The 12,892-nt window shown below is 62.1% G+C and carries 12 protein-coding genes; 3 read left to right on the forward strand and 9 right to left on the reverse strand.

Going from position 1 to position 12,892, the window contains the following annotated elements; translation table 11 throughout:
- Window positions 1-57 precede the first annotated feature (57 nt).
- The 3 genes from malZ to ACB028_RS17390 form a co-directional block, all read right to left on the reverse strand.
- Window positions 58-1,887 carry a maltodextrin glucosidase gene (gene malZ / locus ACB028_RS17380; protein WP_371144835.1) on the reverse strand — a complete coding sequence of 610 codons (1,830 nt, stop codon included), beginning with the start codon at window positions 1,885-1,887 and terminating at the stop codon, window positions 58-60.
- A 6-nt stretch (window positions 1,888-1,893) separates the two neighbouring features.
- Window positions 1,894-2,742: an HDOD domain-containing protein gene (locus tag ACB028_RS17385; RefSeq protein WP_042027271.1), complete on the reverse strand. Its 849-nt coding sequence runs from the start codon at window positions 2,740-2,742 to the stop codon at window positions 1,894-1,896.
- A gap of 69 nt (window positions 2,743-2,811) precedes the next feature.
- Complete coding sequence (locus tag ACB028_RS17390; protein WP_042027272.1) at window positions 2,812-3,228, reverse strand: META domain-containing protein; 417 nt, start codon at window positions 3,226-3,228, stop codon at window positions 2,812-2,814.
- Window positions 3,229-3,554: 326 nt separating this feature from the next.
- Here ACB028_RS17390 and ACB028_RS17395 point away from each other — a divergent pair, with 326 nt between their 5' ends.
- Both ACB028_RS17395 and ACB028_RS17400 read left to right on the forward strand, forming a co-directional pair.
- Entirely contained in the window at window positions 3,555-4,883 is a 1,329-nt protein-coding gene (locus ACB028_RS17395) for a DUF4910 domain-containing protein (RefSeq protein ID WP_371144836.1), read from the forward strand.
- 11 nt (window positions 4,884-4,894) lie between these two features.
- Window positions 4,895-5,716 carry a formyl transferase gene (locus ACB028_RS17400; protein ID WP_201942435.1) on the forward strand — a complete coding sequence of 274 codons (822 nt, stop codon included), beginning with the start codon at window positions 4,895-4,897 and terminating at the stop codon, window positions 5,714-5,716.
- Between the two features lie 71 nt (window positions 5,717-5,787).
- Here ACB028_RS17400 and yegD read toward each other — a convergent pair whose 3' ends face one another.
- The 6 genes from yegD to ACB028_RS17430 all read right to left on the reverse strand — a co-directional run bounded on the left by yegD (window position 5,788) and on the right by ACB028_RS17430 (window position 10,987).
- Entirely contained in the window at window positions 5,788-7,164 is a 1,377-nt protein-coding gene (gene yegD, locus ACB028_RS17405) for a molecular chaperone (RefSeq protein ID WP_371144837.1), read from the reverse strand.
- A 94-nt stretch (window positions 7,165-7,258) separates the two neighbouring features.
- Entirely contained in the window at window positions 7,259-8,248 is a 990-nt protein-coding gene (locus tag ACB028_RS17410) for a 2-hydroxyacid dehydrogenase (protein ID WP_026457160.1), read from the reverse strand.
- Window positions 8,249-8,324: 76 nt separating this feature from the next.
- Window positions 8,325-9,005 carry an SDR family oxidoreductase gene (locus ACB028_RS17415; RefSeq protein WP_026457161.1) on the reverse strand — a complete coding sequence of 227 codons (681 nt, stop codon included), beginning with the start codon at window positions 9,003-9,005 and terminating at the stop codon, window positions 8,325-8,327.
- A 19-nt stretch (window positions 9,006-9,024) separates the two neighbouring features.
- Window positions 9,025-9,492 (reverse strand): CreA family protein, encoded by a 468-nt coding sequence (locus tag ACB028_RS17420; RefSeq protein ID WP_026457162.1) that lies wholly within the window; start codon window positions 9,490-9,492, stop codon window positions 9,025-9,027.
- A 69-nt stretch (window positions 9,493-9,561) separates the two neighbouring features.
- Window positions 9,562-10,416: a hypothetical protein gene (locus tag ACB028_RS17425; RefSeq protein WP_216993425.1), complete on the reverse strand. Its 855-nt coding sequence runs from the start codon at window positions 10,414-10,416 to the stop codon at window positions 9,562-9,564.
- A gap of 184 nt (window positions 10,417-10,600) precedes the next feature.
- Window positions 10,601-10,987: a TraR/DksA C4-type zinc finger protein gene (locus ACB028_RS17430; protein WP_026457164.1), complete on the reverse strand. Its 387-nt coding sequence runs from the start codon at window positions 10,985-10,987 to the stop codon at window positions 10,601-10,603.
- 465 nt (window positions 10,988-11,452) lie between these two features.
- Here ACB028_RS17430 and ACB028_RS17435 point away from each other — a divergent pair, with 465 nt between their 5' ends.
- Window positions 11,453-12,784 carry a glutamine synthetase family protein gene (locus ACB028_RS17435; RefSeq protein WP_224210620.1) on the forward strand — a complete coding sequence of 444 codons (1,332 nt, stop codon included), beginning with the start codon at window positions 11,453-11,455 and terminating at the stop codon, window positions 12,782-12,784.
- Window positions 12,785-12,892: the final 108 nt, after the last annotated feature.

Genomic DNA, 12,892 nt, shown 5'->3' on the forward strand with positions numbered 1-12,892 from the left:
AACGAAAAACCGGAGCACTGGGCTCCGGTTTTTATTCTCAACTGGAGAGCGTCACTCTCAGCTGGAAAGCAGCACCCTGGCCGAATTGGCGGGGACGGTCAGTTGCAGCTCTCCCTGCACCACTTCGAACTTGTCGCCGTTGAAGGCATCGGTGAAGCGGCTGGCCGGGCTGGCGGTCTGCCACAGGGGCAGGCTGATGGTGCGCGGCTCGCTGGGATGACGATTGCAGGCCACCACCACCTGATCGCTTTGCAGGGTGCGGGCGAACACATAGCTGTGGGGGCCGGCGTAGAGGGTCTGGATATCGCCACGGCGCAGGGAGGGGCGCTGGCGGCGGATCTGGGTCAGGCGGCGGTAGTGGTCGTGCAGCACGTGATCCCAGGCGGTGGTTTCCCACGGGAAGCAGCGACGGCAATCCGGGTCGTTGCCGCCAGAGAGCCCCACCTCGTCACCGTAGTAGATGGAGGGCACGCCGATATAGGTGAGCAGCAGGGTGGCGGCGAGGCGCATCCGCTGTTTGTCTTCTCCCAGCAGGTGGAGGAAGCGGGCGGTGTCGTGGCTGTCCAGCAGGTTGAACTGGGCCAGCTGGTTCTTGAACGGGATGTGGGCCCGTGCCAGCCTGAGCCAGCGATCCAGCTCCTCGGCGCTGATCTTGATGGGGTGATAGGCGATATCCTGCCCGGCCAGGAAGGCGCGGATCGGGTGGGCGAAGCCATAGTAGTTCATGGCGCCGTCTTCCTGATCTCCCTGCAGCCACTGGCTCGCCTCGAAGAAGTGTTCGCCGAGCACGTAGGCGTCCGGGTTCTCCTGCTTCACCGCGCCGCGAATGGCGCGCACATGGCCGCTGTTGCCCTCGGCTGTGCCCCGCTCACCCAGCATGTGGATGACATCGAAGCGCCAGCCGTCGATCTGGTAGGGGGCACGCATCCAGTAGCGCAGGATGGCGTCATCGGCCCGGTAGACGGCGTCCTGTACCTGCTCGCTGGAGAAATCGAGCTTGGGCAGGCTGCGAATGCCTTTCCAGCTGACGTAATCCCCATCGCCATCAAAGGTATAAAAGCTGCGCCATGGCGAATCCGGGTTGCTCTGGGCCCCCAGCGGCGGGCAGAACCAGGGGTGCTCGGTGGAGGTGTGGTTGACCACCGCATCCAGGATGATTTTCATGCCGCGCTGGTGCAGGTTGCGGGTCAGCTCGGCGAACTGGGCATTGGTGCCCAGATGCGGGTCGACCTTGAAATAGTCCTGGGTGTCGTATTTGTGGTTGCTCGGTGAATCGAAGATGGGGTTGAGGTAGAGCGCCGTCACCCCGAGGGACTGCAGGTAGTGCAGCTTGGCATCGATACCCGCCAGATCGCCGCCATAGAATTCGCAGGCGCCGTGTCCCTCGTCGTGACGGCTGACCGGCTCGCCCCAGGCCTTGCTGATGACCGCCTTGCCGCGGTACTCGTACTCGTGATGCTTGACGCTCAGCGACGGGTCGCCGTTGCAGAAGCGGTCGGGGAAGATCTGGTAGAACACCTGATCCTGCACCCAGGCCGGCGGCTGGTGCAGGCTGTTGAAGCGAAAATGCTGTTCCCGCGGCGGCATGGCCGAACTGACGCCGGCACCGTGCAGCCACCACTGCTCCTCATCGGTGAGGCACTTGAAGCAGTAGAGGTGGATGTCCTGCCCCTTGTGAAGTGGCAGGGTGACCTGCCATACCTGCAGCCGATCGCGGGTGGAGACCGCTGTCATCGGCACCAGATACTCCTCGTTGTCCGGCTCGTGGCGCAGCCACACCTCGCGGATCGGGGCGTCCAGTTCGCTGAACAGGGTGAGTTGCAGGGCATCGGCGCTCTCTTTGAACCAGGGCGCCACCTGGGGATGAAACAGAAACGGATGGGTCATGATCACTTATTGAGTCAGAAGCTCGGCAAGGGCGTTGCCCTGTTCGTGCAGCGTTTCGAGCTGGTTTGCCAACGACTTGGGGTCCAGCCCAAGCTGGTCGGCCAACGGTTTGGGGAAGCGGGCTATGATGGCCTGGGCAGGCACCCCCGCATTCCAGGCGAAGGAGATAAACACGGCGAGGCGGATCAGCACCGCCTCCTTGCTGATCGGATCGTGGGAGAGGGGATCCAGCTGCTGGGAGATGGCCTCGACGAAGCTCTCCGACAGGTTCCAGCGCCGTGCCAGCTCGGCTCCGAGCTGGGCGTAGTCAAATCCAAGCATCTCCCGCTGGGCCTCGACCCGGCTGCTCCCCTTCTGGATCGCCAGATTGATGAGTTCGGCCTCTTCCGGCAGGGTGCTCTGGATGAGCAACTCGCCAATGTTGTGGATCAGCGCGCAGGTGAAGGCGGTTTCGGGATCCAGCACATTGGCCTCTTTGGCCAGCGTCCTGGCGATGGTGGCCACCTGGAAGGTCTCGGTCCAGAACTTGTTCTTGTCAAAGCTGGGGGGAGTCTTGAAGCTGCCTATGATGCCGGAGGCAACCACGATGGAGCGCAAGCGGTTGAAGCCAAGGCGGATCACCGCCTGCTCGACCGAAGTCACTTCGTTGCCACGGCGCAGGGCGGCCGAGTTGGCCATCCTCAACACCTTGACGCTGATCACCTGATCCATGGCGATCTTGGCCGCAATCAGGTCGATGCGGGCGTTGTCATCGTTGAAACTCTGCATCAACTCGTGCAGCAGCTTGGGTATGGTGGGGAGTTGCTTGATCTTGTCAAACAGACGGTCCATCGACATGGCTGAGGCAGCCTCCATTGCGAATTCTGCCTCATATTGTGCCACAGCCGGGCAACATGTTCCTGTTTGTGATGCGGCTTTTGAGCGTCAAAACACCCAGTCGCGCAATTGGTATTCCAAACGGTGCTGCTTGCCCTGCAGGATCAGGGTCTGGCTGTCGCCGCTCAGACGCGCCCCCTCTGTCAGGGTGGTGAGCACCGCCTGTTCGATGGCATCGAGGGGGGGCGTGCAGGCCCTGACCGTGCTGCCGAGGCTGGTGACCCACAACTTGTCTTTTTTCAGATGGCCCTGGCCGAAGTAACGGTTGCAACCTGCGATGCCGTTGACGGTGAAGTGTTCGCCGATCTCGAGGTCGGGAGGATTGTCGCGCACCGATGCGACCGGTTGGCCATCCAGCTTGCTCAGCACCCAGTGATGATGTTGCAGATCCTGCTGGACAAAGGCAGTCGAGCTGCATCCGGCGAGCATGAAAAGGGGGATCAGCAGGGCGGGCAATCTGGACATATCAAGGCTCCGTTGGGGGGAGCGACAAGCATATCCTGTCGGGACCATTTGCAGCAGGGGCAGAGGAGAGCAAGCCGACCGCTTCTGTCGCCGCCATTTTGCCCCTGTGTCGTTAAATAGCGACATCTATCTGCTTTTTGCCGGCAATGTGCCCGATCTGCTGGGTAAACAGCCGGTCGGGCAACAGACAACAGAATGCCAGCTCCCCATGCAGACAACAGATGATCAGGGGCGTTTGGGAACGTGCACCAGTCGGTCATTTGGTGCCATCAATGCCGGGTGTGATAAAGTGCCGCAACGATTAACGCCTTGATGAAACATATAAAATGACCACCGAGCAGCTGGACTCACTGTTTGACCGCCTGTTTCCCATCTGTCGCAGCATCTCGGGGGCGGGGCTGCGCGAGAGTCTGGCCATCTTTGCCGAGCAGATGCCATTGCAGCTGGAGAGCACGCCCTCCGGCACCCAGGTCTTCGATTGGACTGTCCCGCACGAATGGCATATCGATTCGGCGACACTGACTGCGCCAGATGGCCGCGTGGTGGCCGATTTTGCCGATCACAACCTGAGGGTGGTCAATTATTCGGCGCCGGTTGAGGGGCGCTATTCGCTCGAGGAGTTGCGCCCCCGGCTTCATACCCTGCCGCATCTGCCGGATCTGATCCCCTACGTCACCTCCTATTACCAGCCCAACTGGGGGTTTTGCCTCACCCACAACGAGCTGGCGCAGCTGGCTCCCGGTGACTATCAGGTGCGCATCGACAGCCGGTTCCAGGCCGGCGAGATCAATTACGGCACGGCCCTGCTGGGCGGCGAGAGCCGGCAGGAGTTTCTGCTGTCGAGCTATCTGTGTCACCCCAGCATGGCGAACAACGAGCTGAGCGGCCCCCTGGTGCTGCTCGGCTTGTACCACAGGCTGGCCCGCTGGCCGAAGCGGCGGTTCAGCTACCGCTTCGTGCTGGCGCCCGAAACCATTGGGAGCCTCTGCTACCTGCATCGTTATGGCGAGCACCTGAAGTCCCACTGCATCGGTGGTCTGGTGCTGACCTGTCTGGGAGGGCCGGCCAGCGTCCTCTCCGTCAAGCTGGCCAGGCAGGAGGAGTGCCTGCTCAATCAACTGGTACGCCAGCTGGCCAGCGAACAGCCCGAGCGTTGGGCGGTCCGCGAGTTCACCCCCTGCCACGGGTCGGACGAGCGCCAGTACTGCTCGCCGGGCTTTGACCTGCCGGTGGCGCAAGCGGCCCGCACCGTCTACGGCAACTTTGCCGAATACCATACCAGCGGTGATACCAAGGAGTTCATGCAGATCTCCCGTCTGATCGAGGCCATCGCTCAGCTCGAACAACTGCTGTTGCAGCACGAGAATGCCGGGGTATTCGAGCGTACCAACCCCTACGGTGAACCTCAGCTCGGCAAACGGGGGCTCTACCCCAACCTGAATTCGCCTGCGAGCTACAGCAAGTCGAGCGATCAGCTGCTGGATGGCCGTACCCAGCTGATGGCGATGCAGTGGATCCTGAATCTGGCCGACGGCCGGCACACGCTGCTGCAGATGGCGCGTCGTGCCAGGATGCCGCTGGCCACCCTGCTGGCCGTGGTACCCTTGCTGGAAGAGGCTGAGCTTATCCGGTTTACTGCCCCGCAGTGCCGCTGACAGGAGAAAACATGTCGATAGTCCTGATTACCGGGGATCACCCCCGCCACCGCTACCTGGCGCGCCAGGTGATGGCCAGCGGCCTGCCGGTGACCTGGTTCGCCGAACGGCGGGAATACTTCACACCGGCGCCACCGGCTCATCTGAATGGGCGCCTGACCGCACTGTGGCAACACCACTTCCGCTTGCGTGACGAGTGTGAGCAGCACTATTTTGCCGCCCAGGGGGCACCGCTGGATGCGGCCATCAGCATCGGGCATGACGAGCTGAACGGGCCCGAGATGATCCGCAGGATCAGCCAGTTGCAGCCGACACTGCTGCTCTCCTACGGTTGCCACAAACTCTCCCCCGAGTTGCTGAACTGCTTTGACGGCATGGCGTGGAATGTGCACGGCGGCCTCTCGCCCTGGTACCGTGGCTGCATCACCCACTTCTGGCCCAGCTACATGCTGGAGCCCCAGATGACGGGGATGACCCTGCACGAGACGACCGAGGCCATCGATGGCGGCAATATCCTCTACCAGACGGCTGTCACGCCGCGACGTGGCGATCGGCTGCATGATCTGGCCTGCCGGGCTGTCAGGGAGTTTTGCGATACGCTGCCTGCCGTGCTCGGAATCCTGCTGGCCAGGGAGCAACCCGTGTCAGGCATCGCCGCCACCAGCACGGGGCGTATCTGGACGGCCCGCATGTGGCAACCCCAGCATCTGGAGGTGGTATACGGCCAGTTCGAGGACAAGATAGTCGACTACTGCCTCGATTCGGGTATCGCCATGCCGCCGGCCAGATTGCTTTGCGTCGATGGCCTCGACATGACCAGCCCTCAGCCCTGAGGGTTGCATGAGAAACAACAGGGAGGCCATTGGCCTCCCTGTTGTTTTGTGGCACTCCTGAGCCGGGGCGGTTATTCCCCCTGGTTCGCCGAAGTGAACAACCGCTCCGCGTAACGGGCCAGACCGGAGGCGACCGAGCCGAAGTCATCGCCCCCTTCCAGCGGAATAGCCGGGAGCTTCTGGCGGATAAAGCTGGCGATCAGCGGCGAGCGGGCGCTGCCGCCGGTGACGAAGATGCGATCCGGCTGTACACCGGCGGCGGCGATGGCCTCATCCATCAGCTCGCCGATCTTCTCCAGCAGCGGCGCCGAGGCGCAGGCCAGCTGCTCGCGATTGAGTTCGGCTGCCAGCCCTTTCTCCAGCTCGTCCAGGGACTGGCGGTTCAGATCCTGCTCCGAGAGGGCGATCTTGCCCTGCTCGGCGCGCCACACCAGCTGGTGGCTCAGTTTGTGGGCCCGCAGGTTGGCAAGGCGCGATAGTTTGCTGCCGGGCTGGCTGTCGAGCTGCAGATCCTGCAGCTGGCGGGCGGTATCCAGGCTGTAGAAGCGGCTCTGGGCGCTGACGTCGTTGATGGCGGCGGCGTCCCAGAACAGGGGGTGGGGCAGCGGCTTGCCGGTCTTGAGGGTCTCGTGCATGCCGAGCAGTGGCATCATGCCTTCCACCGTCAGGCGGATGTCGAAGTCGTTGCCGCCGATGCGCTGGCCGCTGTGGCCGAGCAGATCGCCGCTGCGATCCAGCTGGTCACGGTAACTCGGGCCCATGCGCAGCATGGAACAGTCTGTGGTACCGCCGCCGATATCCACCACCAGTACCACGGAATCTTCGGTCAGGCGCGCCTCGAATTCAAAACCGGCCGCCACCGGCTCGTAGAGAAATTCCACCTGTTCGAACCCGGCGAGGCGGGCCGCCTCGGTCAGGATGGCGATGGCCTGGCGGTTGCTTTCTTCCCCCGCCAGCCCCTGGAAGTTGACCGGGCGGCCGATCACCGCTTGGCGGATGGGGGCTCCGGTCTGCTGTTCCGCCTGCTGGCGAACGTGCAGCATCATGGCGCAGACGATGTCTTCGAACAGGGCAATCTGGGGAGCCTTGAGACCATAGGCGCCGAGGAAGGATTTCGGCGACTTGATGTAATAGCCCTCGTCCGGCTCCTCCAGATAGCGCTCCAGCGCCGCGGTGCCGAAGCTGAGCTCGTCGATCAGCCCCTCTTCCCGCATCTGGCGGCGCACGCTCTGGGCTCGGGTCACCACGGGGCCGCGCAGCTTGAGGTATTCCGCCTGACGGGTCGGGGCCAGCCCTTCGGCCAGCAGGCCCGCGATGGCATCCCGATGGGGGGCGTGCAGGGTGGAGGGGAGATAGCGGGAGGCGCCGAGATTGAGCAGCCTGGGGCTGCCTTGCTCCATCACGGCAACGGCACAGTTGGAGGTACCGTAATCAAATCCGATAAACATGGGCAGCCAGACTCCTGAATAAAAAAGGGGGGCTAGCCTACCCGATGGCGCCGGGTCTCACAACCCGGCGCAGGGTGAACAAAGGGGTTATCCCTTACTCCACCTCGTTGTCGCAGCGACCCTGGCCGTCGAGCGCCCGGATGTTGCTGAGGGTGGTATCGGCGATGGCGTGCAGCGCCTCGCGGGTCAGGAAGGCCTGGTGGCCGGTGAACAACACGTTGTGGCAGGCCGACAGACGGCGGAACACGTCATCGGTGATCACCTCGTTGGACTTGTCGGCGAAGAAGAGATCTTCCTCTTCCTCGTAGACGTCCAGCCCCAGGGCGCCGATGCGGGCGGTCTTGAGTGCCTCGATGGCGGCGTTGGAGTCGAGCAGGCCGCCCCGGCTGGTGTTGATGATCATCACCCCGTCCTTCATCTTGTCGAACGCCTCCTTGTTCAGCAGGTGGTAGTTCTCCTTGAACAACGGGCAGTGCAGGCTGATGACGTCGGACTGGCGGAACAGGGTGTCGAGATCCACGTACTCGGCCCCCAGATCGAGCGCCGCCTGGTTCTGGTACGGATCGCTTACCAGCAGCCGCATGCCGAAGCCCTTGAGAATGCGCAGGGTGGCGATGCCAATCTTGCCGGTGCCTATGATGCCGGCGGTGCGGCCATGCATGTTGAAGCCGACCAGCCCCTCCAGCGAGAAGTTGGCGTCGCGGGTGCGCTGATAGGCCTTATGGATACGGCGGTTGAGGGTCATCATCAGCCCCACCGCGTGCTCGGCTACCGCCTCCGGTGAATAGGCCGGTACCCGCACTACCTTCATCCCCAGCTCCTTGGCGGCAGCCAGATCCACATTGTTGTAACCGGCGCAGCGCAGGGCGATGACCTTGGTGCCGTTGGCGGCCAGCTCGGTCAGGACTTCGCGATCCGCATCGTCGTTGACGAACAGGCAGACGACCGGGAAGCCGTGAGCCAGTCGGGCCGTCTTGGCCTCCAGACGAACATCAAAAAACTCCAGGTTGAAGCCGTACTGGCTGTTGGCTTGGTTGAAATGCTCTTTGTCATAGCTCTTGCTGCTGAAAACGGCGACTTTCATGTTGGAACTCCGTATCGGTTGATGGCGTCACGTTACTACAAACCGTGATCCTGATCACCATGCCCGCATGACGTACTCACTCCAGCTCGAACGGCGGCCGGAAGGTCATCTCGTGGACGATCACGTCCGCCGGCAGACCGAGCAGGGTGGTGATGGTGGTGGCCACACTGGCGGGTTGCATGTAGTGAGGCTTGGCCTCGGCCCGAAACGGGGTATCGACGCCGCCCGGGTAGAGGGTCGAGACCTTGATGCCGTGGGGCTGGGCCTCCTTCATCATCACCTGGCTCAGGCTCGCCAGGCCGCTCTTCATGGTGCTGTAGATGCCCATGGGGGTGGGGTGGCGCAGGGCGCAGGTGCTCACCACGTTGATGATGTAACCGTTGCCGCGCGGGATCATCTCGCGCAGGGCCTCGCGTCCGAGCAGATAGGGGGCGCGCAGGTTGAGGGCGTACTGCAGCTCGAACTCTTCCAGCGTGGTGTCGGCGATCGGCGCCTTGCGCGGGTTGGCGCCGGCGTTGTTGATCAGCACATCGACCCGCCCCAGCGCTTCGCGAGCCCGCTGATAGAGGGCCATGGCCTGCGGGGGATCGGTGAGATCGGCGCTGCTGCCGAGACAGCCGGTGGCGGCCATCAGCTCGGCCAGGGCGGCTTCGCTCCTGCCGGTGGCATAGACCCGGTAGCCGCGTGCGCACAGGTCGTGCACCAGGGCGTGGCCGATGCCGCTGGTGGCGCCGGTGATCAGAACGGTTTCGTACATGCTTGCCTCCTTGCGCGGATCAGCCCCAGGGCATGATGGGCACAGCGCTGACGGCGCTCTTGTAGGAGCCGTCCACCAGCTTGGTGCTGTAGGTGAGATAGACCAGCGCATTGCGCTTCTGGTCGTAAAAGCGCACCACCTTCTGCTCCTTGAACACCAAGGAGGTGCTGACGTCGAAAACCTCTTCTCCCGCCTTCAGCTTCTCGGGCAGGGTGATGGGGCCGATCTGGTGGCAGGAGAGGGAGGCGTGGGACGGATCTTCCGCCAGCCCCAGTCCGCCCTTGACGCCGCCGGTCTTGGGACGCGCCAGATAGCAGGCGACGCCGTCGATCCTGGGGTCATCGAACGCCTCCACCAGGATCTTGTGGTTGGGGCCGAGCAGCTTGAACGAGGTGCTTACCTCGCCGACGGGATCGGCCTTGTCGGCGAGGGCCGGCATGGCCAGCAGGCAACCCGCCAGCAGCAGGCTCATCTTGGTCTTTTGCATATCAACTCCTGGGCGCGGTGGAGAGTGGCCAACCCGGCGTTGGGGTGGCCGCTTGCGACAAACGCCCCCTTAGCGGGGCGGATATTGCCAATATTGGGCCGGAATGCGTTGGAGCAAGGGGGTCATGTCCGGATTATCCAGCTTGATGGTGACCCGCTGATCCAGGTTGGCGCTGGCCAGCGCCTCGCGGATCCTGGGGTTCTCATTGAAGAACTTCATGAAGCTACCGTCGGCGTAGGCTCGCTCCAACCCGGTCTGAATCGCCTTGGCCAGCTTGGGATTGTTGGGACTGACGAAGAAGAACTGGGCGAAGGGGTAGCGCAGCAGCAGGTGCTGCTCGATGGCGAGACGGGGGTATTGCTCGGCCAGTTCGCTATGTTCGGCGAAGATCTCCACCAGGCTGCGGGGGAAGAAGTCCACCTTGTCACCGTCATTGATGAGGCGGAACAGGTTGCTGTAGCGACCCGAATAGGTGGGGATGCCGGCATTCTCCAGGATCCTGTTGTCGGCCCAGCCGACACCCTGCAATGCCTTCATCTGCTTGAGATCGGCCAGGGTGTTGATCTGGTTGAACTTCTCCTGGGCATCTTGGTGGATGAACGAGAGCCGCAGCCCTTCCAGCCCGCGAAACAGCGGGATCGGGATGGCGATGAGGGCGGATTCGAGGGCGCTGGAGGTACCCATCCAGAACACATTGATCTTCTTGCCCTTGACCAGCTGCTGCTGCAGGGTGAACTGGTTGAGATCGAGTTCGACGGGGTCGATGCGAAAGGGTTGTCCGGAGCGGGTCAGGGCCAGTTCCAGCAGCTTGATCTGGTACTCCTGATCCAGGCTGTTGATGGGCCGGCTGGGGATCTTGACCTGCAGAACCTGTGCTTGTGCCAGCAGGGGCAGACACAAGCACAGCTTGATGAGCCATTTCACTCTCTGTTCTCCTCTAGAATCCGGGGCTAGCCCGGAGTCTATCAGAACTTCTCCGCGATCTTGTGGCGAAGTCATGAGCAAGGCGTGTTCGCCGTCAGGTTCGCGGTTCATCGAGATGAACCGGATACCTTGTGGCCGTGCAGCCTGCCCGCGATTCACCGCGGATCGCGACGGTCTACAGAGATCAGGCGACGCGGCGGAATACGTGAGTGTCGTTGAATTCCTTGGTGCTCTGGCACTCGACGCAGAAACGGGATTCTGGACGGGCCTGCAACCGCTTGAGAGAGATCTCGTCACCGCAGGATTCGCAGTAGCCGAAGTCTCCTTCGCTGATGCGCTTCAACGCGCCACGCAGTTTGCGCAGGTGCAGTTTGTCGTGCTCGATGCGGTTCAGCTCCAGACGGCGGGCCTCCTCGATGCTGGCACGGTCAATTTCATCAGCCATCTCGTTGGTATCGGTGGCGATGGCCTGGCTGGCCTGGGAGTTGAGGCGTTCCTCGAGCTCGACGATCTGTTGCTCGATCTGCCCCTTGTAAAAGGCCAGTTGGTCTTCAGTCATGAAATCACACATACGATTTACTACCAGTCAGTTTACTAACCCAATTATCCCTGTTTATGGGGGCTGTCTGCCTGCAGACCAAGCCCTTGTGTCCGATTTGCACCCGAATCGTGCAAGAGAGTGCAAATCAGGGCGGGCCTTGTACCAAAAAAATGCAGCCAAGCAAAGCAAATGGGACAAGGATTGTGCGCCCTTGCAAAGAAAAGCCCATTCGGACCACTGTTCGGCCGGGTTCTGTCGCGTCCTGAAACCCCTGTTGGCACTGGCTTTGCAATGAGCTGAGTCCAGGATGAAGTGTTTAGTATTTGGTGCCGTCTTGGTCATTATATGCACCGATATTTATATTTTTTTAAACAGTTCACCTTGACATTGCCCTTGATGGCGGGCTTTTATGGTGATGTTGATTACAATTTGATAACAAGGGTGTTCCATATATTAGACACCCTTGCCAATGACAATCGAAAGTCGGGGTTTAACATGGACAGTATCAAAGGCTGGATGGAGAACAATCGCATCACGGAGGTGGAGTGCCTGTTTCCGGATTTCACCGGCAACGCCCGGGGCAAGATCATCCCAGCCAACAAGTTTCTACGCGAGGGGGGCATGCGCCTGCCCGAGGTCATCTTCACCCAGACGGTAACCGGCGAATACCCGGACGATGACAGCATGATCGACCCGCTGGAGCGGGACATGCAGCTCTATCCCGATCCCAACACCATCCGCTTCGTGCCTTGGGCGCTGGAGCCGACCGCCCAGGTGATCCACGACTGCTTCGATGTCAATGGCAAGCTGATCGACATCGCCCCCCGCTCGGTACTGCGCCGGGTTCTGTCATTCTACGAGAAGCAGGGCTGGAAGCCGGTGGTGGCACCCGAGCTGGAATTCTACCTGGTGACCCGCAACGAAGATCCCGACTATCCCCTGGTGCCTCCCGTGGGACGCAACGGTCGCCCGGAGACCGCCCGCCAATCGTTCAGCATCGATGCGGTCAACGAATTCGACCCCATCTTCGAAGACATGTATGACTACTGCGAGGCCCAGGAGCTGGAGGTGGATACCCTGATCCACGAATCCGGCGCCGCCCAGATGGAGATCAACTTCCTGCACGGGGATGCCATCGATCTCGCCGACCAGGTGTTCCTGTTCAAGCGCACCATGCGGGAAGCGGCTCACCGCCACGGCATCTACGCCACCTTTATGGCCAAGCCGATGAGCAACGAGCCCGGCTCCGCCATGCACATCCACCAGAGTCTGGAGGACATGAACGGCCGCAATCTGTTCGGCACCGAGAGCGGCGGCCACTCCGAGCTGTTCATGCACTTCATCGCCGGGCTGCAGAAATACACCCCGGCGGTGACCGCCCTGCTGGCGCCGAACGTCAACTCCTACCGCCGCCTTACCTTCGGCGAGAGCGCGCCGCGCAACGTGCAGTGGGGGGTGGAGAACCGCACCTGCGGGCTGCGGGTACCCTTCTCCGAGCCCAATGCCCGCCGGGTGGAGAACCGCTTCGCCGGTGCCGATGCCAACCCCTATCTGGCGCTGGCCGCCACCCTGGCCTGCGGCTATCTCGGCATGATGGAGAAGCTGGACCCGTTGCCCGAGATGAAGTCGAGCGCCTACGAGCTGCCCTACAGCCTGCCCCGCTCGCTGGAGGAGGCGCTCAGCCATCTCGAGCAGTGCGAGCCGATCAAGGAGATGCTGGGCGAGCGCTTCACCCGCGCCTTCGTGGCGGTCAAGCGCAAGGAATACGAGACCTACTTCGGGGTGATCAGCCGCTGGGAACGGGAATTCCTGCTGCTGAACGTGTGACCCGGATGCGTGCCCGTCACGCATCCCCCCTGTGGGGAGGCTGAACCTCCCCGCTCATATCGAGAGTGCTGGCAGCGCGCCAGCAGCCTCTCGATTCACGAAACAAAC

This window comes from Aeromonas sp. S9(2024) (genome assembly GCF_041403185.1).
GTDB classification, from domain to species: domain Bacteria; phylum Pseudomonadota; class Gammaproteobacteria; order Enterobacterales; family Aeromonadaceae; genus Aeromonas; species Aeromonas enteropelogenes.

Coding starts and splice junctions, on each gene's coding strand:
- ACB028_RS17420 (WP_026457162.1), bottom strand. CDS start 9,492: ATGCAAAAGACCAAGATGAGCCTGCTGCTGGCGGGTTGCCTGCTGGCC.
- ACB028_RS17435 (WP_224210620.1), top strand. CDS start 11,453: ATGGACAGTATCAAAGGCTGGATGGAGAACAATCGCATCACGGAGGTG.
- ACB028_RS17385 (WP_042027271.1), bottom strand. CDS start 2,742: ATGGAGGCTGCCTCAGCCATGTCGATGGACCGTCTGTTTGACAAGATC.
- ACB028_RS17415 (WP_026457161.1), bottom strand. CDS start 9,005: ATGTACGAAACCGTTCTGATCACCGGCGCCACCAGCGGCATCGGCCAC.
- ACB028_RS17430 (WP_026457164.1), bottom strand. CDS start 10,987: ATGTGTGATTTCATGACTGAAGACCAACTGGCCTTTTACAAGGGGCAG.
- ACB028_RS17410 (WP_026457160.1), bottom strand. CDS start 8,248: ATGAAAGTCGCCGTTTTCAGCAGCAAGAGCTATGACAAAGAGCATTTC.
- ACB028_RS17395 (WP_371144836.1), top strand. CDS start 3,555: ATGACCACCGAGCAGCTGGACTCACTGTTTGACCGCCTGTTTCCCATC.
- yegD (WP_371144837.1), bottom strand. CDS start 7,164: ATGTTTATCGGATTTGATTACGGTACCTCCAACTGTGCCGTTGCCGTG.
- ACB028_RS17400 (WP_201942435.1), top strand. CDS start 4,895: ATGTCGATAGTCCTGATTACCGGGGATCACCCCCGCCACCGCTACCTG.
- ACB028_RS17390 (WP_042027272.1), bottom strand. CDS start 3,228: ATGTCCAGATTGCCCGCCCTGCTGATCCCCCTTTTCATGCTCGCCGGA.
- malZ (WP_371144835.1), bottom strand. CDS start 1,887: ATGACCCATCCGTTTCTGTTTCATCCCCAGGTGGCGCCCTGGTTCAAA.